General features: G+C 40.4%; 22 protein-coding genes. 9 read left to right on the forward strand and 13 right to left on the reverse strand.

The genetic code is table 11. From position 1 onward, the window contains the following. Window positions 1-50 precede the first annotated feature (50 nt). Window positions 51-2,921, forward strand: a complete 2,871-nt coding sequence (locus A379_RS12805; RefSeq protein ID WP_051145133.1) for an EAL domain-containing protein — start codon at window positions 51-53, stop codon at window positions 2,919-2,921. Between the two features lies 1 nt (window position 2,922). On the opposite strand, the gene A379_RS09225 is transcribed toward A379_RS12805, so the two are convergent. Beyond that, window positions 2,923-4,278 (reverse strand): Y-family DNA polymerase, encoded by a 1,356-nt coding sequence (locus A379_RS09225; protein ID WP_040727669.1) that lies wholly within the window; start codon window positions 4,276-4,278, stop codon window positions 2,923-2,925. Between the two features lie 148 nt (window positions 4,279-4,426). Here A379_RS09225 and A379_RS09230 point away from each other — a divergent pair, with 148 nt between their 5' ends. The 5 genes from A379_RS09230 (at window position 4,427) to A379_RS13115 (ending at window position 10,185) form a co-directional block, all read left to right on the forward strand. After that, window positions 4,427-5,074, forward strand: coding sequence for a LexA family transcriptional regulator (locus A379_RS09230; protein WP_051145263.1), 648 nt, complete (start codon window positions 4,427-4,429; stop codon window positions 5,072-5,074). A 211-nt stretch (window positions 5,075-5,285) separates the two neighbouring features. After that, window positions 5,286-7,106 (forward strand): diguanylate cyclase, encoded by a 1,821-nt coding sequence (locus A379_RS09235; RefSeq protein WP_198525669.1) that lies wholly within the window; start codon window positions 5,286-5,288, stop codon window positions 7,104-7,106. Window positions 7,107-7,238: 132 nt separating this feature from the next. After that, window positions 7,239-7,625 (forward strand): glycine cleavage system protein GcvH, encoded by a 387-nt coding sequence (gcvH, locus tag A379_RS09240; RefSeq protein WP_040727672.1) that lies wholly within the window; start codon window positions 7,239-7,241, stop codon window positions 7,623-7,625. A 120-nt stretch (window positions 7,626-7,745) separates the two neighbouring features. Next, a complete protein-coding gene (locus A379_RS09245; protein ID WP_040727673.1) occupies window positions 7,746-8,939 on the forward strand; it encodes a class I SAM-dependent rRNA methyltransferase in 1,194 nt (397 codons plus the stop codon). Between the two features lie 34 nt (window positions 8,940-8,973). Further along, window positions 8,974-10,185, forward strand: coding sequence for a hypothetical protein (locus tag A379_RS13115; protein WP_040727674.1), 1,212 nt, complete (start codon window positions 8,974-8,976; stop codon window positions 10,183-10,185). A gap of 162 nt (window positions 10,186-10,347) precedes the next feature. Here the strand turns inward: A379_RS13115 and lysA are convergent, their stop codons facing one another. Then, complete coding sequence (lysA, locus tag A379_RS09255) at window positions 10,348-11,601, reverse strand: diaminopimelate decarboxylase (RefSeq protein WP_040727675.1); 1,254 nt, start codon at window positions 11,599-11,601, stop codon at window positions 10,348-10,350. After that, window positions 11,598-11,756, reverse strand: a complete 159-nt coding sequence (locus A379_RS13070; RefSeq protein ID WP_157832362.1) for a lipoprotein — start codon at window positions 11,754-11,756, stop codon at window positions 11,598-11,600. The genes lysA and A379_RS13070 overlap by 4 nt, the downstream gene beginning before the upstream one ends. A gap of 302 nt (window positions 11,757-12,058) precedes the next feature. Here A379_RS13070 and A379_RS09260 point away from each other — a divergent pair, with 302 nt between their 5' ends. From A379_RS09260 to A379_RS09270, 3 genes are read left to right on the forward strand one after another with little or no spacing between them, the layout of a single operon-like run. Next, complete coding sequence (locus A379_RS09260; RefSeq protein WP_040727677.1) at window positions 12,059-12,742, forward strand: alpha/beta hydrolase; 684 nt, start codon at window positions 12,059-12,061, stop codon at window positions 12,740-12,742. 27 nt (window positions 12,743-12,769) lie between these two features. Continuing rightward, on the forward strand, window positions 12,770-13,261 hold the full coding sequence (locus A379_RS09265) for a HugZ family protein (protein WP_040727679.1): 492 nt from the start codon (window positions 12,770-12,772) through the stop codon (window positions 13,259-13,261). 51 nt (window positions 13,262-13,312) lie between these two features. Further along, window positions 13,313-14,233, forward strand: coding sequence for a PilZ domain-containing protein (locus tag A379_RS09270; RefSeq protein WP_040727680.1), 921 nt, complete (start codon window positions 13,313-13,315; stop codon window positions 14,231-14,233). A 53-nt stretch (window positions 14,234-14,286) separates the two neighbouring features. On the opposite strand, the gene A379_RS09275 is transcribed toward A379_RS09270, so the two are convergent. The 10 genes from A379_RS09275 to A379_RS09315 all read right to left on the reverse strand — a co-directional run bounded on the left by A379_RS09275 (window position 14,287) and on the right by A379_RS09315 (window position 24,441). Further along, window positions 14,287-14,715 carry a hypothetical protein gene (locus A379_RS09275; RefSeq protein ID WP_040727681.1) on the reverse strand — a complete coding sequence of 143 codons (429 nt, stop codon included), beginning with the start codon at window positions 14,713-14,715 and terminating at the stop codon, window positions 14,287-14,289. 41 nt (window positions 14,716-14,756) lie between these two features. After that, on the reverse strand, window positions 14,757-15,704 hold the full coding sequence (locus A379_RS09280) for a PilZ domain-containing protein (RefSeq protein WP_040727683.1): 948 nt from the start codon (window positions 15,702-15,704) through the stop codon (window positions 14,757-14,759). 41 nt (window positions 15,705-15,745) lie between these two features. Next, entirely contained in the window at window positions 15,746-16,021 is a 276-nt protein-coding gene (locus A379_RS09285; protein WP_040727684.1) for a FeoC-like transcriptional regulator, read from the reverse strand. Window positions 16,022-16,048: 27 nt separating this feature from the next. Next, window positions 16,049-18,388 carry a Fe(2+) transporter permease subunit FeoB gene (feoB, locus tag A379_RS09290; protein WP_051145134.1) on the reverse strand — a complete coding sequence of 780 codons (2,340 nt, stop codon included), beginning with the start codon at window positions 18,386-18,388 and terminating at the stop codon, window positions 16,049-16,051. Next, window positions 18,385-18,627 carry a FeoA family protein gene (locus tag A379_RS12940; protein WP_081696388.1) on the reverse strand — a complete coding sequence of 81 codons (243 nt, stop codon included), beginning with the start codon at window positions 18,625-18,627 and terminating at the stop codon, window positions 18,385-18,387. The genes feoB and A379_RS12940 overlap by 4 nt, the downstream gene beginning before the upstream one ends. Window positions 18,628-18,828: 201 nt before the next feature. Continuing rightward, window positions 18,829-19,431 carry a methionine biosynthesis protein MetW gene (metW, locus tag A379_RS09295; RefSeq protein ID WP_198525700.1) on the reverse strand — a complete coding sequence of 201 codons (603 nt, stop codon included), beginning with the start codon at window positions 19,429-19,431 and terminating at the stop codon, window positions 18,829-18,831. A 5-nt stretch (window positions 19,432-19,436) separates the two neighbouring features. Beyond that, the gene (locus A379_RS09300; protein ID WP_040727688.1) at window positions 19,437-20,597 is read right to left on the reverse strand and encodes a homoserine O-acetyltransferase; all 1,161 of its coding nucleotides are present in this window, start codon (window positions 20,595-20,597) and stop codon (window positions 19,437-19,439) included. Between the two features lie 7 nt (window positions 20,598-20,604). Beyond that, the gene (locus A379_RS09305; RefSeq protein WP_040727689.1) at window positions 20,605-21,183 is read right to left on the reverse strand and encodes a YggT family protein; all 579 of its coding nucleotides are present in this window, start codon (window positions 21,181-21,183) and stop codon (window positions 20,605-20,607) included. After that, window positions 21,183-22,010 carry a pyrroline-5-carboxylate reductase gene (gene proC, locus A379_RS09310; RefSeq protein ID WP_040727692.1) on the reverse strand — a complete coding sequence of 276 codons (828 nt, stop codon included), beginning with the start codon at window positions 22,008-22,010 and terminating at the stop codon, window positions 21,183-21,185. The genes A379_RS09305 and proC overlap by 1 nt, the downstream gene beginning before the upstream one ends. A gap of 229 nt (window positions 22,011-22,239) precedes the next feature. After that, a complete protein-coding gene (locus A379_RS09315) occupies window positions 22,240-24,441 on the reverse strand; it encodes a Calx-beta domain-containing protein (protein ID WP_040727693.1) in 2,202 nt (733 codons plus the stop codon). Window positions 24,442-24,452: the final 11 nt, after the last annotated feature.

Consider the following 24,452-nt stretch of genomic DNA (forward strand, 5'->3'; position numbering starts at 1 on the left):
ATGGTAACGAATGATTCATTAGGTGCCGTTTTGTTGCACAAGGTCTTTGTATGGATAAACAGTATGATGTATATCTAGTATTAGGCTCGTTAATTATCTCGTTTTTAACGAGTTTTTTAGCCATTGCATTTGCTAACTTTATTGTTTGGCATAAAAAGAGTGCATCGCAGTGGTGGTTGTTTGCTGCCGCTCTTAACTTGGGGCTAGGTATTTGGGCGATGCATTTTGTGGGAATGCTTGCCTTGCATCTTGATACTGCGGTCGCTTTTGAGCCGATTCGAACGATAGTTTCAGCTTTGATTCCAGTAGCCGCAAGCTATGCGGCTTTTTGGGTAATCCTGTCTCATCAAGATAGCTCCAATTCCAATCGACTTTTATTTGGTACCTTTGTTTTAGGTTCAGGTATCGCTTGTATGCACTATTTAGGCATGGATGCGATGCAGATGTTTCCTCAAATCGTTTACGATCCCATTCTGTTTTTTCTCTCTTTGATAATCGCTTATGTCGCTTCATTTATTGGCTTAAAACTTTTCTCTCAATCACTCAAAAACCAAAACCGTACAATCTTTTCAATAAGCAATATATTCTCTTCTATTGTGATTGGAGTTGCGGTTACTGGTATGCACTATACGGGTATGGCCGCAGCTGAATTTGAGTACAATTCTTACTGTACGGTTTTAGAGGAGGGGATTCGATTCGGTAATTTAGCCTTGTTAGTGATTGTGGCTATTATGAGTTTGTTATTGTTTTCTTTTTTAATTTTAGCCTATGAGCAGTATGTGGAGCAGAAAGAGCAGGCCAAAAATCGCTTGATGCTAGAACACGTTACCTCAGAAGTGGCCAGGCGTACCGCTGAGCTAGAGTATCAAACGACAATGAATGAGCGACTTTTAGAAACAATGGATGCGATTGTTGTTGTATTGGATAAAAAGGGTTTTATTAAACAGTTTAATTTAGCCGCACAGCATATAACGGGTTATGCCGCGCATGAAGTTAAGGATAGGCCTGTTTGGGAGATGTTAATTCCTCAACACCTAGTTGCTGACGTTAAAAAGCGTTTCAGTAACTTGCCTAGCTCATTGCCTAATAAGTGGCAATATGACCTACTGATAAGACAAGGTGGCGTTGTTACCATTGATTGGCATAATTCGGTTTTATTAGATGAAAACGGTGAAGTGCTCTTTATTATTTGCACAGGCCTGGATATTACCCAAGCAATAAAAGACCAAGAGGCTTTAAAGTTATCTGCCGTGGCATTTGAAACTCAAGAGGCAATGGTGGTAACCGATGCTTCTGGTGCGATTCTTAAAGTGAATCAAGCGTTTGAAGACATTACGGGGTATTCGTTGTCCGAAGTAAAAGGTAAAACCATGAAGGTTTTGCAATCTGGTCGGCATGATAAGGCTTTTTATCGTGCAATGTGGGCTTGCATTATAAACCAAGGTTACTGGCACGGAGAAATTTGGAACCGTCGTAAAAATGGTGAGATTTACCCAGAATGGTTAAGAATTACCCAAGTACTAGGTAAGGATAATCAAGTTATAAACTATATTGGCAGTTTTGCAGATATCTCGCAACGCAAACAAATTGAGCAAGAGCTTGAGTTTTTAGCCTTTTATGATTCGATAACTCAGTTACCAAATAGAAGATTATTTACTGATCGTTTAGAGCAGACCGTTAAAGCGAATCACTCAACAAAACAGCATTTGGCGTTGATGTTTATTGATTTAGATAATTTTAAACACATTAACGACACCTTTGGTCACGCTTTTGGTGATGAACTACTGGCCGTATTTAGTTCGTTTGTTAAAGAGCTTGTGCCAAATAGTGTGACTTTGTCACGTTTTGGCGGAGATGAGTTTGTTATTCTCTTTACCGAGCTCTCTGAAAGCTATGAGACGGCGGCGTTTCAAATTGAGCATATGGCACAAATTATTTTAGATTCATTAGCGGACGGTTTGGATGTACGCCAGCAAAATGTTTATATCTCTACCAGTATTGGTATCGCGGTAAGCGATTGCTCAAAAGACGATGCAGGCAGTTTATTAATGAAGGCGGATACAGCGATGTATCAAGCCAAAGCGATGGGTAAAAACACCTTTCGGTTTTATACTGATTTGATTGGCGATAATATGGCCGAGCGCTTTAAGATGGAGGTGGCTTTACGTCATGATTTAACGCTCACCAAAGAGGTCAATTCACCACTTTCTGTTGTATATCAACCTCAGTACAATAAGGATAAAAAACTGATTGGAGCTGAAGCGTTAGTTCGCTGGAACTCGGCGGAGCTCGGTGTTATCTCTCCCGTTGATTTTATTAATGTCGCGGAGGAGAGCGGTCTAATTGATGATTTAGGTATGTTTGTTGTACACCGTGTGCTTTCAGATATTCAGCAGATGGAAGGGCTGTTTAATGAGAGTTCTTTAGATCACATTTCCATTAACCTAAGTATTAAACAGTTAACCAACCCAAACTTAACCGAGCGCTTGCTGTTGGCTTTTGAAGAACATCAGGTGTTATCCAGTAAAGTACGTTTTGAGTTTACAGAAAGTGCTTTTTTAGATAATGCCTTGGATCCCAAAGCGTTATTTGCTGAGATGTCCGAAGAAGGGTTTAGTTTTTCGTTAGATGACTTTGGAACAGGTTTTTCATCACTCTCTTATTTGAAAGATTTACCTATCTGTGAGCTTAAAATTGATAAATCTTTTGTGGATGGAATTCCGAGCGATGACAGCGATATGACCATTTGTAGTGCCACCATTAGCATGGCGCAAAAATTAGGGTTGGAAGTGGTTGCTGAGGGCGTGGAAACACAAGAGCAGTTTGACTGGTTGGCTCAACAAGGTTGCAATTTACTGCAAGGGTATTTGATGAGCCGCCCACTCCCGTATGCAGAGTTTGTTTTGTTGCTAGAAAAATAGGTTAGCCATTCGCTTTTACAATTAACAGTTCATCCCAGCGTGTGGTATAGCGTGCTGACATTAGGTTTCGGTTCATTTTCCAGCCTTGTTTTTGTAAACCGCTACTCGCCAGTTTTAACGTGTTTTTACCCATTTTGTGATTAATCTTATCAAGAGTTTTCATTAAACGGTCTGATTTTGTATTACCTGAATATTGTGGGTTTGCGACAAATAAGTCGATTTGTAAGTTTTGCTTCTCTTGAATATTGAGTAGCATGACACTGGCTTTTTGATATTCGTAGTCGGGTTGCCAAATCTTTTGCAACGCCTTGAGCGCAATTTTTGTTAGTAGTATGGTACTGTCAGTTGGGTAAATCAGCGGTATCGTATATTGGTTTCGATACTGTGCTAATTGCTTTTGATAGGGTGGGGTGGTAATAAATACGCTCACGGCTTGGCAGGTAGAAGATTGTTTGCGTAACTTTTCAGCTGCGGTCGCGGTATAGCTGGTGACGGCTTCACGCATTAGGTTAAATTCAGTCACATTTGTGCCAAAAGAGCGAGAAGAGACAATGCTCTGTTTATTGGTTGCTGATTCATGAAATTCAAAGCAAGCTTGCCCTGTAAGTTCGAGAGCAATGCGTTCAAGGTTAATAGAAAACCGTTTTCTTAATGTTTTACTGTCTATAGAAATTAAGTCGTAAGCGTTTTTTATGCCCTGGTCGTTGAGTTGATTGGCTATTCGTTTTCCTATCCCCCAAATCGAGCCTACTTTGACCTGTTTATAAAGCGCATTTCGAGAGTGATCAGACATTTGACTTAAATCTAAGACGCCATTGCAGTGGGTTATTTTTTTGGCCAAATGATTAGCCAGTTTCGCTTGTGTTTTAGAGCGACCTATTCCAACTGCAACAGGAATACCAATCCATTGCATAATGCGCTCTTTTAATTTAAGCGCGTGGTTGTTTAGGTCTGCTTTGTTTATGCCTGTAAAATCCAAAAAGCTTTCATCAATTGAGTAAATTTCTTGACGTGTTGCAAACTGGGCGCTAATGGCATGCATACGCTGGCTCATATCGCCATACAGCTCATAATTTGAGCTAAATACCGCGGTGTTATACCGTTTTAAGAGTGGCGCAACTTTAAAATAGGGTTGAAACATCATACTGTCAGGTGTGGCCGCATGGTATCCACCTGTTCCCATGCTATTGGCTTTGGTATGTTGTAAATCTAAATTTTTAGCGATTTGATTGGCTGCCACAATGCAACCATCGTTATTAGATAAAACCACAACTGGGCGGTTTACCAGGCCTGGTTGAAAGGCAATTTGGCAAGAAGCATAAAATGAGTTGCCGTCAACTAAAGCGTAGATGGTCATACTTGTATTCTCAAGATCGGTTGATGGTAAACAAAGGCTGTCTTTTTAAGATTGAGTTTAATATAATCGCTTTTTGAAAAGTGTAACACAAATCAAAAAAACACAACTTTGGTTTTTAAAAAAAATTCTGGCAAAAGGTGTAAAATCTATGACTCAACAAAAAAGTGACACGATTCATTCTGTTGCTCATGGCGGTATCCGTGAAGGCGCAGGGCGTAAAAAAGGGTCTGGAAAATTTGGAGAACCCACCAAGGTGATGCGTGTGCCACAATCGAAGGTGTCGGCTATCCAGGCCTGGTTAAATTTACAAAATAAGCCAGATGATAAACTGCTCAAGCACGCTAAGCCGTCTAATCAGTCAAAATTCGATTCGCCTTTTATTTGGCATTTACCTAACGAAACAACAGAGTTTGTTGAGCTGCCTTTGTATGCCCATAAGGTGGTAGCAGGCTTTCCAAGCCCTGCTGAAGATTATGTAGAAGAGCGGTTAGATTTAAACGAAAAATTAATACGTAATAAAGAAGCGACATTTTTATTGTCTGTGCAGGGTGATTCGATGAAGGATGTGGGTATTCTTGATGGTGATATTTTGGTGGTTGATCGCAGTATTCAACCGCAAGATGGCAAAATTGTGATTGCCGCTTTGGACGGCGAGTTAACCGTAAAACGATTGTCTATGAAATCAACGGGTACTTGGCTTGTGCCCGAAAATGAAAATTATCCTCCCATTTTAGTCAGAGAGTCATCTGATATTGTCATTTGGGGCGTTGTCACCGCAACGATTTCACAGTTTTAGCTTTTGATTTAGTGAGAATAAATGACTTTGATTATGGGGTTATTTGTTCATTTTCTGGGTACTGAAATAATATCAATGACTAAAGAGTTTGCAACCCCGTTTGAAAAAGAGCACAATCAATATAATTTTTTACCAAAGACTCTGAATTATCTGTATGCGTTTTTTAAAAAATAATAACTCTGTTTTTATATGGATAGCACTCGTTTTCCTTGTGATTGCGTCTGTGGTATTTTGGCTTTATGGGAATGCTAAAACCAAACTTTATAATGATGCTCTACAATCCTATCAAAAAGAAGTTTCTCGTGAAATTACCGGTTTAATTGACGATAGTCGAGAAGCCTCTATGGCGATCGCATTGGCTCTATCAGAAAGTACTCAGGTACACGACTTCTTGCAACAAGACTTTACCTCAAGCGCATCAATAACCCCTCTTAAATTTGAGCACCTAATTGAAAAAATGACGTTACACACGCATTATCGTAACTTATGGGTTCAAGTGTTAGATACCAAAGGTGTAAGCCGTTATCGCAGTTGGACAAAAAATGTGGGTGACTCCTTGGTCTCCGCGCGTTTAGACCTTCGTGAGATGTTAAAAGCACCTCAGGTTATGAAAAGTATCAGTGTGGGTAAGTTTAGTTTGACGACTAAATCGATGGTGCCATTATTTGACTCTTCTAATCAATTTTTAGGGATTGTGGAAATCGTCTCACACATGACTTCTTTATCAAAAAAGTTAAATAATCTACAAGGAATCTCTTCAGTGGTATTGGTGGATAAACGTTTTCGCCAACAGCTCACTAAAGCGGATAAAAATTTATTTGTGGAAGATTACTATATCCTCAATGGCGATGCGGATTGGCAAGACGTGCAGCAGTTAAAAGCGCTAAGTGTGCAAGAGTTGATGCAAAGAGAGTCAGTAACGGTAGAGAAAAACCAAGTAATCACAAGACAAGAAATTTACGATGATAATGGTTTCTTATTAGGTCATTGGTTTACTTTTCAGTCTGTGCACGCCTTGAATTTAATGGATGTAGAACAGCTGAAACGACAATATTTGTATGGTTCGATTGCGCTACTTGCTTTAACCCTGTTTATTATGCTGCTCTATGTTTTTAAACAGTCGTCGGATAAAAGTTTACGCTATTATCAACACGTTCTTAACTCCGCTTCTGAGATTATTTTTGTAAGTAACTACCAAAAAATAGTGGAAGCAAATCAGCAATTTTTTGAGTTTTATTCTGAGTTTACAAATATTGAACAGTTCATTGAAAAATACGAGTGTATTTGCGAAACCTTTTTAGATAAACCTGGCTATTTACAAAAAGAACAAGATGGCGAGTATTGGTTAGATTATGTTTTACGCCATCCTGATAAACGGCATAAGGTACAAATTCAGAAAGATGAAAAAATACATTATTTTGAAATTAAAGTCGCCTTAATTAGCCTTTATGAAAAGCCATTATACAGCGTGATTATGCATGATATTACGGGCGAAGAAGAGTATAAAAAACAGCTTGAGTTTTTATCTGAAACAGACACCTTAACAGGCATTGCAAATCGCTTAGTCTTTAATCGAATGTTGGTTAAGGAGATTCAGCGAGCGCATCGATATCACCTTGATTTATCGCTGATTATATTTGATGTCGACTTCTTTAAAAACATTAATGATAATTACGGCCATGAGGTAGGTGATCAGGTTTTGATCACTCTGGGTGAAGTGATTAGTGAATTATTGAGAGAAACGGATGTGTTTTGCCGAATTGGTGGTGAAGAGTTTTCGGTGATTATGCCTGAGACCAATTTAGAGCAAGCCACAAATACGGCAGAACGTTTACGTTTAGCAGTAGAGAAACTGCCAGATAATACCTTGCCGACTCAATTAACAGTTAGCTTTGGTGTGGCGGAGATGACCCGTTGGGATAATGATAAAACCCTGTTTAAAAGGGCTGATAAAGCACTTTACAAGGCTAAAGAAAATGGCCGTAATTGTGTTAAAGTGGCCGCTCATTACCATTCAAATACCCATGAATAAAAATCTGAGCAACTTAACTTTATTTTGTTATTAGCCGTATAATAGCCACAACAAATAATAGCCAAAACAAAAATGTTATTGGAAACTTTGCCTCTTTTTTGTACAAAGCTCTATTAATTAAAAGGAATTTACATGAGTGTGTTACCCAACCATTTAAAATATGCTGAAACTCATGAATGGGTATATATTGATGAAAATGGTATTGCAACCGTTGGTATAACGGATTTTGCTCAAGAATCATTGGGCGAGTTAATGAGTGTGACTTTTCCAGAGCTGGGTATTGATGTTTCCGCTGAAGAAGATGTGATGTCGTTAGAATCGGTTAAATCGGCGTCAGAAATTTTTGCCCCAGTCAGTGGTGAAATTATTGAAATCAATGAAGAGCTTGAAGATAACCCTGAACTGATTAATGAAGAACCTTATGACGGTGGTTGGTTATTCAAAATTGCTGTGCATGACGCTTCAGAACTTGATGATTTACTCTCAGATGACGAGTATCAAAAGATGATTGATGGCTAATCGGCGGTTTTAACGCTTATCCCCATTTAGACACAAATAATTAGAAGAGGTTTAATCAAACTGGTTAAGCCTCTTCTTTAGTTTTACAGAATAGACAAAAAGATAAAAGAGAACCTATCCATGTTAGCCAGCCTACGATTAAAAAAGAATGAAGAACGCCGTATTAAACAAGGCCATGTTTGGGTGTACAGCAATGAAGTAGATGCCCAAGCCACACCGTTAAAAGCGTTTGAGCCAGGGCAACAAGTGATTGTTGAAGCCTCAAATGGCAAGCCATTAGGCATGGGGTATGTCAATCCAAATTCACTGATTTGTGCGCGTATTTTAAGTCGCAGTGTTAAGGTTGATTTTAATATTAAGTTTCTTAAAAAACGTATTCAGGCGGCACAAGATTTACGTGAATTGTATTTTGATGAGCCTTTTTATCGTTTAGTGTTTGGAGATTCTGACGGTTTACCAGGCCTGGTAGTTGACCGTTTTGGCGATGTGTTTTCGGTGCAAATTACCACTGCGGGTATGGAAGCGGTCAAAGACGACATTATTCAAGTGTTAGAAAACCTCTATCACCCACAAGCCATTGTGATGAAAAACGACACCGCCAGCCGAACGCTAGAAGGGCTGGATTTGTATGAAGAGGTGGTGTTAGGTGAATTACCCGAATCAATTTTGATTACAGAAAATGGCACTCAGTTTGAAATCCCCGTTGAAAACGGTCAAAAAACGGGTTGGTTTTACGACCATCGTGAATCACGTAAACGTTTACAAAGCTTGGTAAAAGGTAAACGTGTATTAGATGTCTTTAGTTATTTAGGTGGTTGGGGCGTGGCCGCAGCGGTGGCTGGAGCAGAATCGGTAACTTGTACAGATGCTTCTGAATTTGCATTAGATGGGGTTGACCGTAATGCGGCCTTAAATGGCGTGGCAGACAAAATGACCACCATTCAAGGTAATGCGTTTGATGTATTAAACGCCTTAAAACAAGAAGCCGAAAAGTTTGATGTGGTGATTGTGGATCCTCCTGCATTTATTAAACGTAAAAAAGACTTTAAACAAGGGTTTGAAGCCTATCGCCGTATTAATGAATTGGCAATGCGTGTGTTAGAAAAAGACGGTATTTTAGTGTCAGCATCGTGTTCTCACCACTTAACGCGTGACAATCTTTTACAAGTGGTTCAATCGGCTTCACGTCATATTGACCGCAATGTACAGTTGTTTGACCAAGGTCATCAAGGACCAGACCATCCTATTCACCCAGCTATTCCAGAAACTGAATATATTAAAACGCTTTTTTTCAAAGTCTCACCTAGCTGGTAAGTGATGTATTTAAAGGATTTAGCGAGTTAGTCTAATGAAATCGCCTGTTTTATTGACCGCTGCCGACCGTATTCAGCAACAGCTCGCTAAACACTGTTTTTGGGATGAGTTTGAACAGGTGTTGTATATTGATGCCCGCCAGCTTTTCCCCAAAGAGGGGGTGGTGACCATTTTAGGTTGGGATAACATGATGATGAACGCCCAACCGATTCCGAATTACCCAGCGTTTTTCAAAATTTTAGCCTGGACGAAACACCCACAATATGCCGACTGGCGCAAACAGATTCCACCATGGGTGCAAGACAGTTGCGCTTTGTTTCCAACCCATCAAATGACCTTATTGCACTATGCAGGTAAATACCCACAAGTGTTAGAGTTGTTGGATCATGCCCCGATGTTGGCGTGGCGATTAGTCACTTCAAAACTGCAAGAGCCAAAAATTGTGGCGTTATTATCGGGTAAGAGAGCGGATATTGCGGCCACCGTTGGCTGGCCTGGCAAAGCGGAAACCGTTAAATTTTTAACCAATTTACGCTTACGTTTAGTGAATAAAGAGATTGCCGAACAGATCGAAACTTGTCTGCTCGATGAGCAACGCTTAACTGCCTTGCAGAGCCTGCCAAGAATTAATTCAATGGCTCTATCACTAGCTGCACGGTTTCCTGAGTTAATTGGTTCAAAACTACATCACGCCTTAGCGCAACTCCCTTGCCGTCCCATGCAGTGCCAAAGCATGATTGCACAGTTAGAAGACGCCTACCGCGTGGCAGACTATTTAGGGTTGGCTGAGCTAACCGTTAAAAGAATTGGTCAATGTCGTTATTTAGTGGAGGTAAATGAACTTTACCAGGCCTGGTTAATGGAAACGATTGATAGCTGTAAACTTAATAAAATCGCCTTTCATAAAAGCCTGCAAACACACTTTATGCAACGTTTAACGGCTGAACCTAGTCAAGTACATGGATTAGAGGATTGGGTGGCCTTAACGCAAATTCAGCAACATGTTTGGTTAACGGATTATGCCAATGCCACAGAAGGCAAGACGCAGTTAGTGGCTTGGCAAGATGAAGAGGGGATTTGGGGGGCGTTAATTCACTCAGAATTACCACAAACACCGAAACCGCTTGAACAGCTAAATGATATGCATAAGGTCATTAGAGTACGAGGGTTAGAGAACGTCTTGGCAGGCCCTAAACAGCACTCAACCTTACATCTATGGCAAGCCAAGAAAATTCAAATAACTTAAATTTTAATGTTTACCACGAAGTCACGAAGTTATTTAAGTTTGGGTTTTCAAGGTTTAGATAAAAACTTTAATTAATTGAACCCTGTCTATTTTTCTTAAATCTTCGTGACTTCGTGTCTTTGTGGTTAATTTTTATGAAAATTGTCAGCAATTAATTGTTAATTAATCGTTAATTAATATTTCAGAACCCATTAAATCTTCATAGGTTTCACGTGGACGAATTAACCAGGCCTGGTTATCTTTTACCATCACTTCAGCGGCACGAGGGCGAGTGTTGTAGTTTGAGCTCATAGTAAAGCCATAAGCCCCAGCCGATTTAACCGCTAATAAATCACCCGCTTTTAAATTCAGGCTACGGTCTTTACCTAAGAAATCACCTGTTTCACAAACTGGGCCAACTAAATCCCATTGCGCTTGTAAACCATCTGTACGGGGTTTAACGGGCACAATTTCTTGGTAGGCTTGGTAAAGAGCAGGGCGAATTAAGTCATTCATGGCGGCATCAATAATCGCAAAGTTTTTATGTTCGGTCGGTTTTAAGTACTCTACTTCTGTTATCAATACACCTGCGTTGCCTGCAATCGCACGGCCAGGTTCAATAATTACTTCAATAGAATCATCATTTAATTTATTCAGTAAAGCGTGAATGTACTCTTGAATTGGCGGTGGGGTTTCATCGGTATATTGAATGCCTAAGCCGCCACCTAAATCTAAATGATGAATATCAATGCCCATATCGGCCAGGGTGTTTTTAAGGGTTAATACACGTTCTAAAGCATCAACAAATGGGGTGATTTCGGTTAACTGTGAACCTATGTGGCAATCTATCCCAATTGGATTAATATGTGAACACGCACACGCATCGGCATAGAGTTCTGGAGCGGTATTGATATCGACACCGAATTTATTGTCTTTTAACCCTGTTGAGATATACGGATGGGTTTTGGCGTCGACATCGGGATTAACACGAATAGAGATATTTGCAATCAAGCCCATTGATTCTGCCACCGCTTGAATGCGGTCTAGTTCGGCGTGAGATTCAATATTAAAGCAACGAATACCCACTTCTAAAGCGCGACGAATTTCTACGGACTGTTTAGCTACGCCAGAAAACACCACTTTTTTAGGGTCGCCACCCGCTTTGAGAACACGTTCAAGTTCACCTTGAGAAACAATATCAAATCCAGAACCTAGTCTGGCCAAAACATTTAAAACCGCAATGTTAGAGTTGGTTTTGACTGCGTAACAAACCAAATGTGGCTGAGAACCAAAGGCGTTATCAAACGCTAACCAACGGTTTTCTAATTCGCTACGAGAGTAAATATAAAGAGGCGTACCGTACTGTTTGGCTAACGATTCGATGCTCACATTTTCGGCATAAAGGCCTGTTTTTTGTAAGTTAAATGCTTGTGTCATGATTTTTCCTGAGGGTGTAAACGTAATGCGTTTGTAGCGTTACTTGGCGTTTGATTAGCGGCGTTATCATCAGGTAAATGCAGTGGACCTTTTTTACCGCAAGCTGAAAGCCAAAAAAAGCAAGTAAGCATGGTCATAATGGTTAACATTCGCATAGTTGTATCCCAAGTATGGTGAACGCAAAAGTACGTTACCCGTATTTTATAATTCGGTTTTTGTAATAGGGTTTCTCATTTAGAGTGCAACCCATTAAAATGGGATTATTTTAGCAGAGCATAGAAAATATCTCACGATAGATAATTACTAAAGACGAATAATTTTAGGTTAGTTTGCTTTGAATTATAAAATAGGCTGAAATCCTTTGGTTATCTGGCTTTAATATCTTTACCAGGCCTGGTAACTTATGATAAAAACTCTTGTACCTCAGTTTTGCAAAGTCTCAAATAAAGGCAAATAAATGGATAAACATGACACGCTTGCAGATTTAGATCCCTGTATTATTGTTGAACCTTCTGTTCCAGCCAGTTCAGCGGTTATTTGGTTACATGGTCTGGGCGCGGATGGACACGATTTTGAAGGGATATTACCGCAGTTAAACTTGCCAAAAAATCATGCTATCCGCTTTGTTTTTCCACATGCACCTGTACAGCCCGTTACCGTAAATGGTGGCATGGCAATGCGCTCTTGGTATGATATTTACTCGATGACGATTGCAGAGAGAGTTGATATTGAAGGTATTAATCAATCGAGTGGTGTGGTAAAAGCTTTGATTGAACAGCAAGTTGCTCAAGGTATTGCCGCAGATAAAATTGTGTTGGCTGGATTTTCGCAAGGTGGTTTGGTCGTGTTACACGCTGCACTTCATTCAAAACAACCGATAGCAGGGGTTATAGCCCTATCCACTTACTATCCCTCAGTGTGTTGGCAAGAGGCCATGTTTCAAAAAAACAGTGCAATGCCCATTTTTATGGCGCATGGCAATTTTGACCCAGTGATTCCTCTATCTGTGGCACAAAAGTCAAAAGCGTTTTTAGAGAGTCTAAATTTACAGGTCGAGTGGCACACTTACCCAATGGAACACTCTGTCTGCATGCCTGAAATAGAGCATATTTCAAGCTGGCTAACCGCACAATTGTTATAAGCGAACAATATCAAAAAAGAGAACATAATGACTCATCAACAACAGTGTGAAGCCTTTTTAAATCGCCGTAAAACTTTGCTATTGAGTACGTTAGATAAAGAGGGGGTGCTGGAGACCAGTGTTGCCCCATTTGTATTTTTAGATGGTCTGTTTTATATCTATATCAGTGAGTTAGCCAAACATACACAAAATTGCCTTTGGCAAATAGAACAGAATCGACCACTGGTGAGTGCTTTATTGGTGGCGGATGAGTCGGAAACTGAACAACTTTTTGCTCGTGAACGGATTACTTTGCAGTTGAATGCCTCGGAACTAAAGCGTGAACAGCGTGAATACACTTTGGTTTTACAAAAGTTTGCGGATGAATTTGGTGAGATTATTGGTATGCTTAGTAGCTTACCTGATTTTCATTTAATTGCCCTGACACCTATTAACGGGGGCTATGTGAAAGGATTTGGTCAAGCTTTTGCTTTTGAAAGTTGTCTATGCCAGGGTTTAATGCCAATCAAAAGGAGTTAATAATGAGGAGTATCTTTATTAAATTTTTAATGAAACAGGATTTCTATTTAGATGTCTAACGCCCGACGATATTTTCGTTATGATGTGATTTTACCTATGCATTTAGAGCCAGTAGATCGTTTTGGTAAACATCTCGGCGCTGAACGTAGACAGTTGATTTCAGCAAAAGAAGAAGACGAGCTGAATGAGTTGAATGTGCAGCTAGATGCTTGGTTAGAAAAAGTATTTGATGCCAGCTCCAATGCCTTATATGTTTTTTATGTTCTTAACCACCGTATTGATTTTATGTGGTGGTTATTGGAAAAATTGATGGAGTCGAATGACCCAAGATTAACGCATGATTATAAATTTCGAACTAAAGAGGACGCTAAATTTAGCCCTCCATCAACTAAAAAAAGCTCTTCCATTGCGCCCCTGATCTTAGGTTTATATCATCAAATTGATGAATATATTGCCGAGCTTCAGAATGTGGTTAAGACCAGTATCGACGGCAAGATTTTTATCTATTCAAAACCTTCTTTAGGGTTGTTTGATGATAAAGACTATGTAAAAAACTTAAATGAATTAGCAGAATCAGGTGTGTTGCCAGCAAAGGTTTTACGCTTAATGGTGAAAAAGTTAAATTTACAAGCAACCGTGCTTGAACGTTTAAAAGAGGTGTATAGACAAATTTCTCGGTCCGATGATTGGATGAACTATCGAGTGAATTTAAGTGCGGGTGGCTTTAGTTTTTTGTCAGAAAAAGCTTATGAAAAATTTGGCTTAATGGATATTTTTATGGATATCGATGGCGAAGTCTTAGTTTGCCGAGGAAAAATTATCTCTCAAATAGAGACCCATGACTTGGTTTTTCCATATAGAGTCGGTGTAGAGTTTTATCTGCTCACGGTTGAGCAAGAACAAAAAATAACGCTATTTGAACAGCGTAAAGAGTTGAAAGATGCCATGTTAACGTTTGCACTACCAAATTAACCTAAGAAAAACAGGAGTGGTTAACATAATCGTTTGTTAACCGATACATAGGGTTAGGTCGATTTGGCCAGATTGTTTTGATAACGTAAATTTTGTTGTTTGATTTGAATGGCATTTTTAATCCATTCGGCAAATTGCGGGTGGTCAGTAAGCATTGAATGGTATAGCTCAATTGGGTCTTTACTCGCCATACCATTGGCAAAACTAGAAATCTCAATCAGTTTATCAATATAGCGATTTGGGAAATGTAGCTCAATCTGAAAATAACTAATTTTGGTTAAGATAACCGCGTTTAAAACATTTAACCACTGCTCTTCATTCAGTTTAAAACGGTTCTGTAAATACTCATCAACGCCATTGATGCGAAGATTGATCATCTGCTTTAAGCTATAAAAACGTATTAAATCAAGCCCAGCATCTCTCACCGAAATAGGCAATGCATCCATAAAACTTGGGTCAAGGTCATGATTACTTCCAGGCATATAGGTTTTAGTCTCTAGGTCAAATTAAATGTATTCGGCTGTTAGGAGTATAAAGCAAATTTCATGCACTCTTTAACTTCTTGTTTTTGGATTTCTTGCTGAATAAAGTTTTGGTCATTGCCATTGGGGAATTCAAAGTTAATGGCAATACGTTCTCGGTGTTTTTCATTATCCGCCCGTAAATCTACCACACTGCCGTCAAAATTAATCACTTTATCGTTTGCTTCAAAATAGAGGTAAACATCAACACGAGAATACAGCTCAAAACGTTTTGGCAGTAAAATAGCTAAACCACTTGCACTGACATTGGCTATTTGTTGTGGCCACTCTTGCGGAAATTGTTTTAAATAGTTGTCATCGTTAATTTGACGATAAACATCAAGATAAGCTTCTAAAAATTTCGATAAGTTAAGAATCGCTTGAATGAGCGGAATTTTGGCAAATTTTTCTTGCTCAAATACACTCATCATCTCATCCAGTTTGTAGCCGATGGGCAAAACGCCCTCTACCATAAAATGTTCGGGTGTAGATTCATTGATACTATTGGTAAGGCGCTGTAAATAACTTAAATACTTTTCTTCAATTAATGAGAGGTATTGAAAGGTTTTCGGAGAAGAAGCTTCTATTCGGTTAATGGATGAAAACCCCTTGAGTTTGTCGTTAATTTTTAACCAATAACTGACATTGTTTTTAGGGCTAATTCCATTTGATATGCTTTTGGTGCATTCGCCTAAAAATTCAATATCAGCAATAACATCGTTAAAAATTTCAGTGATTAAGGCGCTTTGCTCTTTAATTTTTTCGACTGAACGAATGGTATCGTATTTTCGGGTTTCAATCATGTCGACCAATGGTTGCGGAAAATAATTTGCTCCAGTGGCATAGATTTCCCGATCTTTAATCGGCGAGCTCGGCACAATATAGTAGCGTAATGGCATGTCAACTCGATGAAAGCGTCGACCATTTCCTTTTCTAAACCATTTGTTCATGAATTATTAAAATCCTTAGTGAAAGATACTAAGGATTCATTCTAAATAATTTGTACAGGAATTGATAGCGGTTTTAGAGGTTTATCAACCCATTGAAATTCAGAGCCTTTGCTGACTTGATGACAATTTGTAGAACAGTGACCCGTTGTACAAGTTTGGTTGTTAGGGCGAGCGATTTCTTGAATATAGCCTTGTTGTAATAAAGGCTCCATTAAACCGATAGCGGCGGCTTCATCTAACTCAAAATGGTTTTGAATGTCTTTCAGTGTTACCCGTTGATGCTGTTTAATGTATTTTTTAATATTAAGTAGAATCATACGCGAACCCAAAAAACCTCTAGGAATTTAATGTGTGGCACTTTTGCGTTTACTTTCTCTATAAGGCCGACCCGTTTTCCATAAAAAGGAATAGAGCAGTAAAAAAGCAAAGAGGATAATCATCACCCAGGTTAATGATTGAAGCGGGTGTTGTGCATAGCTGGCAATTTGATAAAAACCGACCGCAACACTGTACCCTAAAAACATGCTCCAACTTGCGCTATAGAGTGCCCAGCGCCAACCTAGTTCTTGTTTAATGGCACCAAATGTCGCTACGCAAGGAAAGTACAACAAAATCAATAATAAATAGGCATAGGCTCCGATTTCACCGTCAAAATACTTGACCATCTTATCAAGTGTCGACAAGGTAAAGCCTTGTTCTTCAGCAATAGCACTTTTATCTGCAATATCGTCAATGGACTGCAAGCCAAGTGGATCAGGAATATCGATAAAGATATTGGAGAGATTAGCTGGAATGGTCGCAAAAGCCTCTTTCATTGCGCCAATGAATTCGTACTCTTCATGTTCGAGCGGTTCTGTTGAAGCACTTTGATACAGTGCATCAAGTGAACCTACCACCACTTCTTTAGCGAGTAAGCCTGTAAAGAGTCCAACCGTAGCAGGCCAATTCTCTTCAGTAATGCCCAAAGGTTCAACAACAGGGGTAGCCACTTTAGCAACGGTACTTAAAACGGAAGAGGGTTGGTTTTCATGGCCAAAAGTGCCATCAGTGCCTAAACTATTGAAAAAGTTTAAAACCAGCACCACCAATACGATGACTTTACCAGCATCGAGAATAAAGCTTTTCAATTTATTACGAGTATTGAGCAGTACGTTAATAACCGCAGGTTTGTGGTAAATCGGTAACTCCATTAATAAGGACGGCGCTTCACCTGGTAATAAGGTACTTTTGAGTACCAGGGCGGTTAAGATAGCGGCAAGAATCCCAGCTAGGTAGAGTGAAAATACAATTAGCGCCGCATCATCTGCAAAAAAGGCGGTAGCAAACATTACGTAAACCGTTAAGCGAGCACTACACGACATAAAGGGCGTCATCATAATGGTCATAATTCGGTCACGTTGATCTGGCAGGGTTCGGCTTGCGAGTACCGCTGGAATATTACAGCCAAAACCGACAACAAGTGGTATAAACGCTTGACCCGAAAGACCAAGGCGACGCATAAAACTGTCCATAATAAGTGCCGCACGTTGCATATAGCCAGTCTCTTCCATAATGGACAGTAATAGAAACAGCGCGCCAATTACAGGAATGAAAGTGGCCACAACCTGTACGCCGCCGCCAATGCCTTGCGCTAAAAATGCAATGAGCCACTGGGGTGCGTTGATGGATTGCAATAGCGCAGAAGGTCCATCGACAAATAACGCTTGAGCACCTAAATCAAAGAAGTCTAAAAACGCATTACCAACGGTAATGGATAAGGCAAACACCAAATACATAATGCCCAAAAATATGGGCATTCCTAGTACAGGATGCAGTGCCCAACGATCGATGGTGTCCGTTGTGTTTCGTGTGAATTGGTCGGTATGCTCTTGGCTACCATGGGTAGCATCATGTGCATGTTGGAAGTATAGGTCAGCTGCAATCAGTGCTAAATCTTCTTGGTAATGTTTTTCTATTTTTTGTTTTTCAGCCTGGCAGAAGCTTCGTAACTCTAATGGCGCTTGCTGAGGTTCAATGAGCATCTGTAATGTTTTCCAGCAAGAGTCTGAATCAGGGTTTTCTTGTGCATCACGTACGGCATGCACGGAGTTGTGCAAGGTTTCAGGTAAATCAAAGTGCAAGTTGGAACGTTTGTTTAGCATCTCAGGTAGATGCTGCTTTAGTTGGTCTATGCCTTTATTGTAATAGGCAGAAATCGGCACAACTGGGCAACCTAAATATTCAGAAAGTTTATCGACATCAATTCTTAGATTACGTTCTTGAAGTAAATCCATGCGATTGAGAACAACAACGACTGGAAGCCCCATGTGTAATAACTGCGCTGTAAGAAAGAGCTGGCGTTCTAGGCTGGTGGCATCAACAATATTCAATACTAAATCGGTTGGTTGGCATTGAAGATAATCGGTGGCAACCTTTTCATCTAAGCCAGCATGAGATGACTGTTCAAGGCTATAGACCCCTGGTAGATCAATTAGGTGATAACCACTATCATTCAACTCAAAATTGCCTGACTTTTGTTCAACCGTTACCCCAGGCCAGTTTCCAGTGGTTTGCTGTGAACCTGTTAGGCGGTTAAAAAGAGTCGTTTTACCGCAGTTTGGATTACCAATTAGGGCAATTTGATAAGCGTGTTTGCCTGTATGAGCCTGCTTTTTAAATTTAATTTTAGGTTTAATAACGGTCATGCTAAAGGTTCTACTTGAATGAATTCGGCTATTTTTTTATCAATCGCAAAACGGCTGCCATCCACACTAACCACAATGTTTTGTCCTCGGCTTAGAATGGTTTCAACAATACTGTGAGTATGAAATCCTAGATTAACTAAACGCATTTTGAGTTCTAGACTGCCATTTAAGGAGACAATTTGGCTAACTTGTCCATTATGGCATTGGCTGAGTGTTGTAGAGTGGGTTGGTGTCGACATATGGTTTTAAATGATAATAGTTTTTATTTACATGTAGGATAGCAAAACACGTAGTTAAATGCAAATTATTCTCAATAAAGAGCGGTGTAACGTGTTAATGAGAGCGGAGTTGTTTTGTTTTGATTTTATATGTGGTTTTAATAAGTTACCAGGCCTGGTAACTTATTAAATGTGTTTTAAAGAACGTTAAAATTTAAGGTACTAAGTTTTCTTTTGTACTTTATACAGAGCCACTTCTCCCAGCCAGTTTGGTGCGATTCGCATACCTAATGAGGTGCGGTGTTCTGCATTTACAACGGTTCTAGCCACCACTTCAAGTCCTTTTTCTTCACAGAGGTCTTCAAAGTCATTAAAGGTACACATGTGTATATTAGGGGTGTCGTACCAATGGTAGGGTAGGGTATCGGTTTCGGGCATTCGACCATTAGTTAGTAGTTGCAAACGCATACGCCAGTGCCCAAAATTTGGGAAAGTGATGATGCACTGTTTACCTACGGCTAACATATCATCAAGTAGTTCATCAGGGCGACTAACCACTTGTAACGCTTGAGTCATAATGACAAAGTCAAACGAGCCTTCATCAAAGTAATCGCAGATGTCGTGATTATTTAAATCGCTTTGAATGACATTAATGCCTTTTTGAATCGCCTGGATGTTTTTATCGCTATCGATTTCTAAGCCATAGCCAGTCACGGAGTAGGTATCAATTAAGTGTTTTAATAGTTGACCATCACCACAACCTAAATCTAATACACGGCTATTTGGCGTAATCCAGTCAGAAATCAGTTTAAATTCAGGAGAAATATGGCTCATAATTGTTCTCCTTCTTGCTCTGTTTGATTAGAGATATCCGCTAAAACTCGTTGCATATAAGCTCTATAAACACCTTCATAGTGTTTGTTTGGTAGTAAGAAAGCATCGTGCCCGTGTTCTGATTCCACTTCTGCGTAACTCACATCGGCATCGTTATCGAGTAAAGCTTTAACAATTTCATGAGAGCGTTGTGGTGAGAAGCGCCAGTCGGAGGTAAAAGAGACCACAAGAAACTTAGCCGTGGCATTCGCCAAGGTCTTGCTAAGATTATGGTCAAACTCAGCCGCAGGATCAAAGTAATCTAGAGCCTTAGTCATTAATAAGTAGGTATTGGCATCAAAGTTCTGTTTAGTGGCAAACTTTTCACCTTGGTAGCGCAAATAACTTTCTACTTGGAATACAGTTCCGTAGTTATATTGTAAGGTCTCTTCACGCAGTTCTCGACCAAATTTAGAGCCCATCATATCGTCAGATAAGTAAGTTAGATGGCCAAGCATTCGGGCTAAAGAGAGGCCTTGTTTTGGTACGGTATTATGCTCAACAAAACGCCCACCATGAAACTCAGGGTCAGACATAATGGCATCTCGTGCAACCGCATTAAATGCAATATTTTGTGCAGAGAGTTTAGGCGCCGCCGCAATTACGAGTGCGTGTTTAAGCTTGTCTGGATAATCAATCGCCCACTGTAAAACTTGCATACCCCCCATTGAACCGCCAATTAAAGCGGCCCATTGTTCAATGCCTAAATGTTTGCGCAGTTCATTTTGGCTATGTACCCAATCACGGCATGTCACCATTGGAAAGTCAGGGCCATAGACCTTGCCAGTTTCTGGGTTTAGGCTTGCAGGTCCTGTGCTGCCTCGGCAACCACCTAAGTTGTTAGAGCAGACCACAAAGAATTTATTGGTATCAACGGGTTTGCCTGGGCCAATGTAGCCGTCCCACCAACCCACTTTTCCATCGGCATCGGTTCCTGATACGTGATGGTCACCACTAAGGGCGTGACAGACTAAAATCGCATTGGATGCGTTAGCATTGAGTTCACCATAGGTTTCATAAATTAAGTCATAGCGAGGTAATACGGCGCCACTTGTTAAGGTTAGTGGCGTTTCTACTTGCAATAATTTAGGTTGGGTAATGTCTAATTCAGAATTCATTCAGTTCTTACCCTATCATTTGCTGGGCAATTTGAGAGATTGAACCCACCACCACTATTTGGAAAAGTTTAATAGCAAGTATGGCAACAATCGGTGTTAAATCAATGCCTCCCATTGGTGGGATAAAACGTCTAAATGGCGCTAAAATAGGTTGTGTTAATTGCTCAAATATAGCCGTATTTGGGTTGTAGCCTGGTGATACCCAGCTTAAAACGGCTTGAATAATGATTAACCAAAACATCATATCGAGTAATTGGTTAATAATTTCAGTGGTTGATGCAAGCACAATAAATGGCACACCAAAACTGCGAGAGGTTAAGTAACCAACCAGCACCACAAATAAAGCTTGAATAGTGATAGCCGTTGCCATTGCAGACCAATCCCAACGACCTTTTGCTGGAATAACCTTATTAAAAGGGGCACACAGTGGATTGGTTATTTTTGCAATAAACTGCACAATGGGATGATTCCAATCCGCATAAGTAGCGCGTAATAAAAAACGTAACATTAAGGCAAAAATGATTAAACCAGTAATAAACTGAAGTAAAAAAAGTCCGCCTTGTCCAACGGGTGATGCAAGTTCCATTAAGATTTTCCTCCTAGTTCATCTGCTAACTCTACTGCTCTCGATTGTGCTACTTGCATGGCCTTTTCAACCATTTCTGGTAAACCAGCAGCTTGAAAGCTTTGAATCGCTTTTTCGGTCGTGCCATTGGGTGAGGTTACGTTTTTACGTAAAGTACCACAGTCTTGATGACTCTCTAACGCCATTTTGGCGGCTCCTAAAGCGGTTTGCAGAGTGAGTAAGTGTGCGGTTTTTTCATCTAACCCCAACTTCTGTGCGCTTTGTTCCATCGCTTCCATAAATAAGAAATAGTAAGCTGGACCACTTCCCGATAGAGCGGTTACAGCATCAAGCTTGGTTTCTTCATCTACCCATACGGTGATACCAGCGGCACGTAAAATATGTTCTGCCTGACTTTGCTGTTCATCGTTTACATATTCATTGGCGAATAAGCCTGTTGCACCTGTTTGAATCAGTGCAGGGGTGTTTGGCATGGTTCGCACAATCGCGGCTTGTCCACCTAACCAGCGGTTAATGTCTTTTGAACGAATGCCAGCGGCAACCGAAATAATTAATGGTTTTTGTGTTTTTACTTGCTCAATAATGGTTTGGCAAACCGATTCTAAGATTTGAGGTTTGACAGCAAGAACCACAATATCCGCCTTTGAAATAGCTTCTATATTGTCGCCAAAACATTGAATGCCAAATTTTGCGGTCACTGAATCGCGCTGCTCTTGCGTTGGGTCAGTGGCGCTAATGTTTTGCTTGTTATAACCACTGGCAATTAAGCCACCAATGAGGCTTTGCGCCATATTTCCTGCGCCAATAAAACAGATAGAAGCATGCATAATCGATCGTTCCACTTTCAGAGTTAAGAATTGGAGTTATTATAAAGGATTTAGCGTTAAAAAATAGCCTAAGCCAGCAGTTAGATAGCGGGTGATTTAGAGGCTCGTGTCAAAATAGGCAGGCCTGGTAATCTTGATTTGGATGCTTGAAATAAAAACACCGCTATACAGCAGTGCTATACAGCGGTGTTTTTAAGTTAAGGTGCTTTTTAGGATAGCGCCTAAGTTATTAAGGTGTTGTTGTGTTTGCCGTTGTTAATGTTTCAGCAATTGGCGGTGTTTCTGTATACATATACTTTAAACGACGCACAAAACTATCACCTTCAATCCCATGGTCAGGGTCATCAGCGTGCATCGCCAGAACAAAACTTGGTTTTACAGTTTGTAATATGAGTTCTGCATTAATGGTGTATGGCGGTGTTCCTCCTGTTATATCCACTTCATAAGTTACAGTATCTGAACCATCTGAACCACCCGCATCAGCTCCTGGTGCAAAGTTAATGTCAGCGTTTGCTAAACCTACAATACCGTCGTCTTTAATAGCGGGGTCTGCTGGGTTTGTATGTTGCCCTGCGAGTGTCCAGCCTTGTGGCGGAATTCGGTTGTCTTTAATGTATTGACGTGCGTGCAGTAATACATGCGTAATGTCTTGATTCACATCTCCAAGAACACCTTCATAGATAGCAACTTGGCTAGGGTTTGAGATAACATCGTGATGTGGTTCATAACAACCATCGGTGATTGAATCAAAGCCAACCTCTTTATGGATTTCTAAACATTTATTGGCCGTAAAGTTGGTGTCTTTGGCTATGCGGCCATTGGCATCGAGAGCACCAGATTCAAAGAGTGTGGTTCCATTATTATCGGTTACGGTTAAGTGAATCCATACTCGACGAGATGGAAAGCTGGCTGGTAATTTATGACCAGCATTATTTACGATTTTTACAGGTACCCTTAAAGTATTGCCAATAATTGAGGTGCTAACTATGGATAAGTTGGCGGCACTGGCTAATAGAGTACGACTTTCTGCAATTTTGGTATCAAAGCCTTGGCTTGTTGTTTTATCAGCAATCCCAAGTTCATCATTGTAGGTTTTTAATAGAGTCAGTAAATAGGTATTGGCTCCAACAAACTCATGGGCAGAAAAGACCTTGTTGTTAATTGTATCTGTTGCGTTTGGTCTGTCTTGAGCATTCGTTGGGCGTGTTGTAATGGGGGTAGTGTAACCTGGTGCAGGTTCTGCCATATGGCATGTTTGGCAGTTTTTTCCATCAGTAGGGTAGCGACTATTTAGCCACTCCCAGTAAGGAGTCTGCTCAGGAAATTGTGCTAAAACGGTTCCGCCAATCATGACAGGGTCACCATTTAAGTCCAATGTAGGTGTATACAGGTTATGGCAACTTGCACACATGGCCGAGATGCTAATGTGCTCCGCTTGTTGTGGCGTGTATTGCGTTTGGTTTTGCATCGCTTGGCCAATAGGGCTGCTATAAGGGCCGAAAATCGCGGGATCGACCGCGCCATTTTCAGCTTCTGATTTTATTTTATAATGCCCGCTCATGCTGGCTAAGTTTCCAAGGTTATCAGGCTGTACCTGATGGCAAGCCGTACAAGCGACACCTTCACGAGCATGTGGGTCAATCATCGCTTGAGCAAATGGGTAACCACCGTCAGGAGCAAGTCCTGTTGGGTCTGCTGTGAGCAGTTCAATATTGTCATGAGCATGGGTATAGGCCATTGGTGCGTGGCAACGCATGCAGGTATCTTCAATAAAAACTTTTTTATCTGGAAAGATATGTGCCTCTTCTTCAACAAACGCATTGAAAATGGGATCGTTTAAAGAGTGAGCCATGGTGGCATGTTTCCACTCAGTTACGGGGCTAACATCTTTACTGTTGTAGTTCATTACTGTACTAGTACCAGCATGGCAGCTAGCACAAGCTACCGCATTACTAAAAACACTTCTTGATCCCCATGATGCAGTGTACGCTGGGCTGTTGAACATGGCACTATGAACAGGGTCGAGCAGAGAAACGTTCGCCTGGGCATCTAAAAGTGTTGCATTAACTGGATTGGATAAGTTAATGGTAAAGGCTTTAGGTATGGATGAATCTCTACCATCGGTTAATGCAATCAGAATAGTTTTGGAGGTTTCACCCACATTAAAGTCAAGTGTGCCTGTTTGAGCCACAAAATCTTCAGGATCAGTTGCGGTACCTTCCGCTGTTGCATAACTGACACTGACTGTTTGTGTACTTGTAGCAGAGAGTGTGACGGTAATTTCTGTGCTAGTAGCTGTGTCTAAGGCTTGGACATCGGTAATAGATATCTGAGGTACTGTGGGAGGTGTTTCACCTGAGTCATCACCGCCACACCCTGTAAGGGTAAGCATGTAAATAAGTGCAAAGCTTAACCATTTTATTGTCTTCACAATAATGTCCT

The sequence above is a fragment of the Thiomicrorhabdus sp. Kp2 genome, from assembly GCF_000478585.1.
Classification (GTDB): Bacteria; Pseudomonadota; Gammaproteobacteria; order Thiomicrospirales; family Thiomicrospiraceae; genus Thiomicrorhabdus.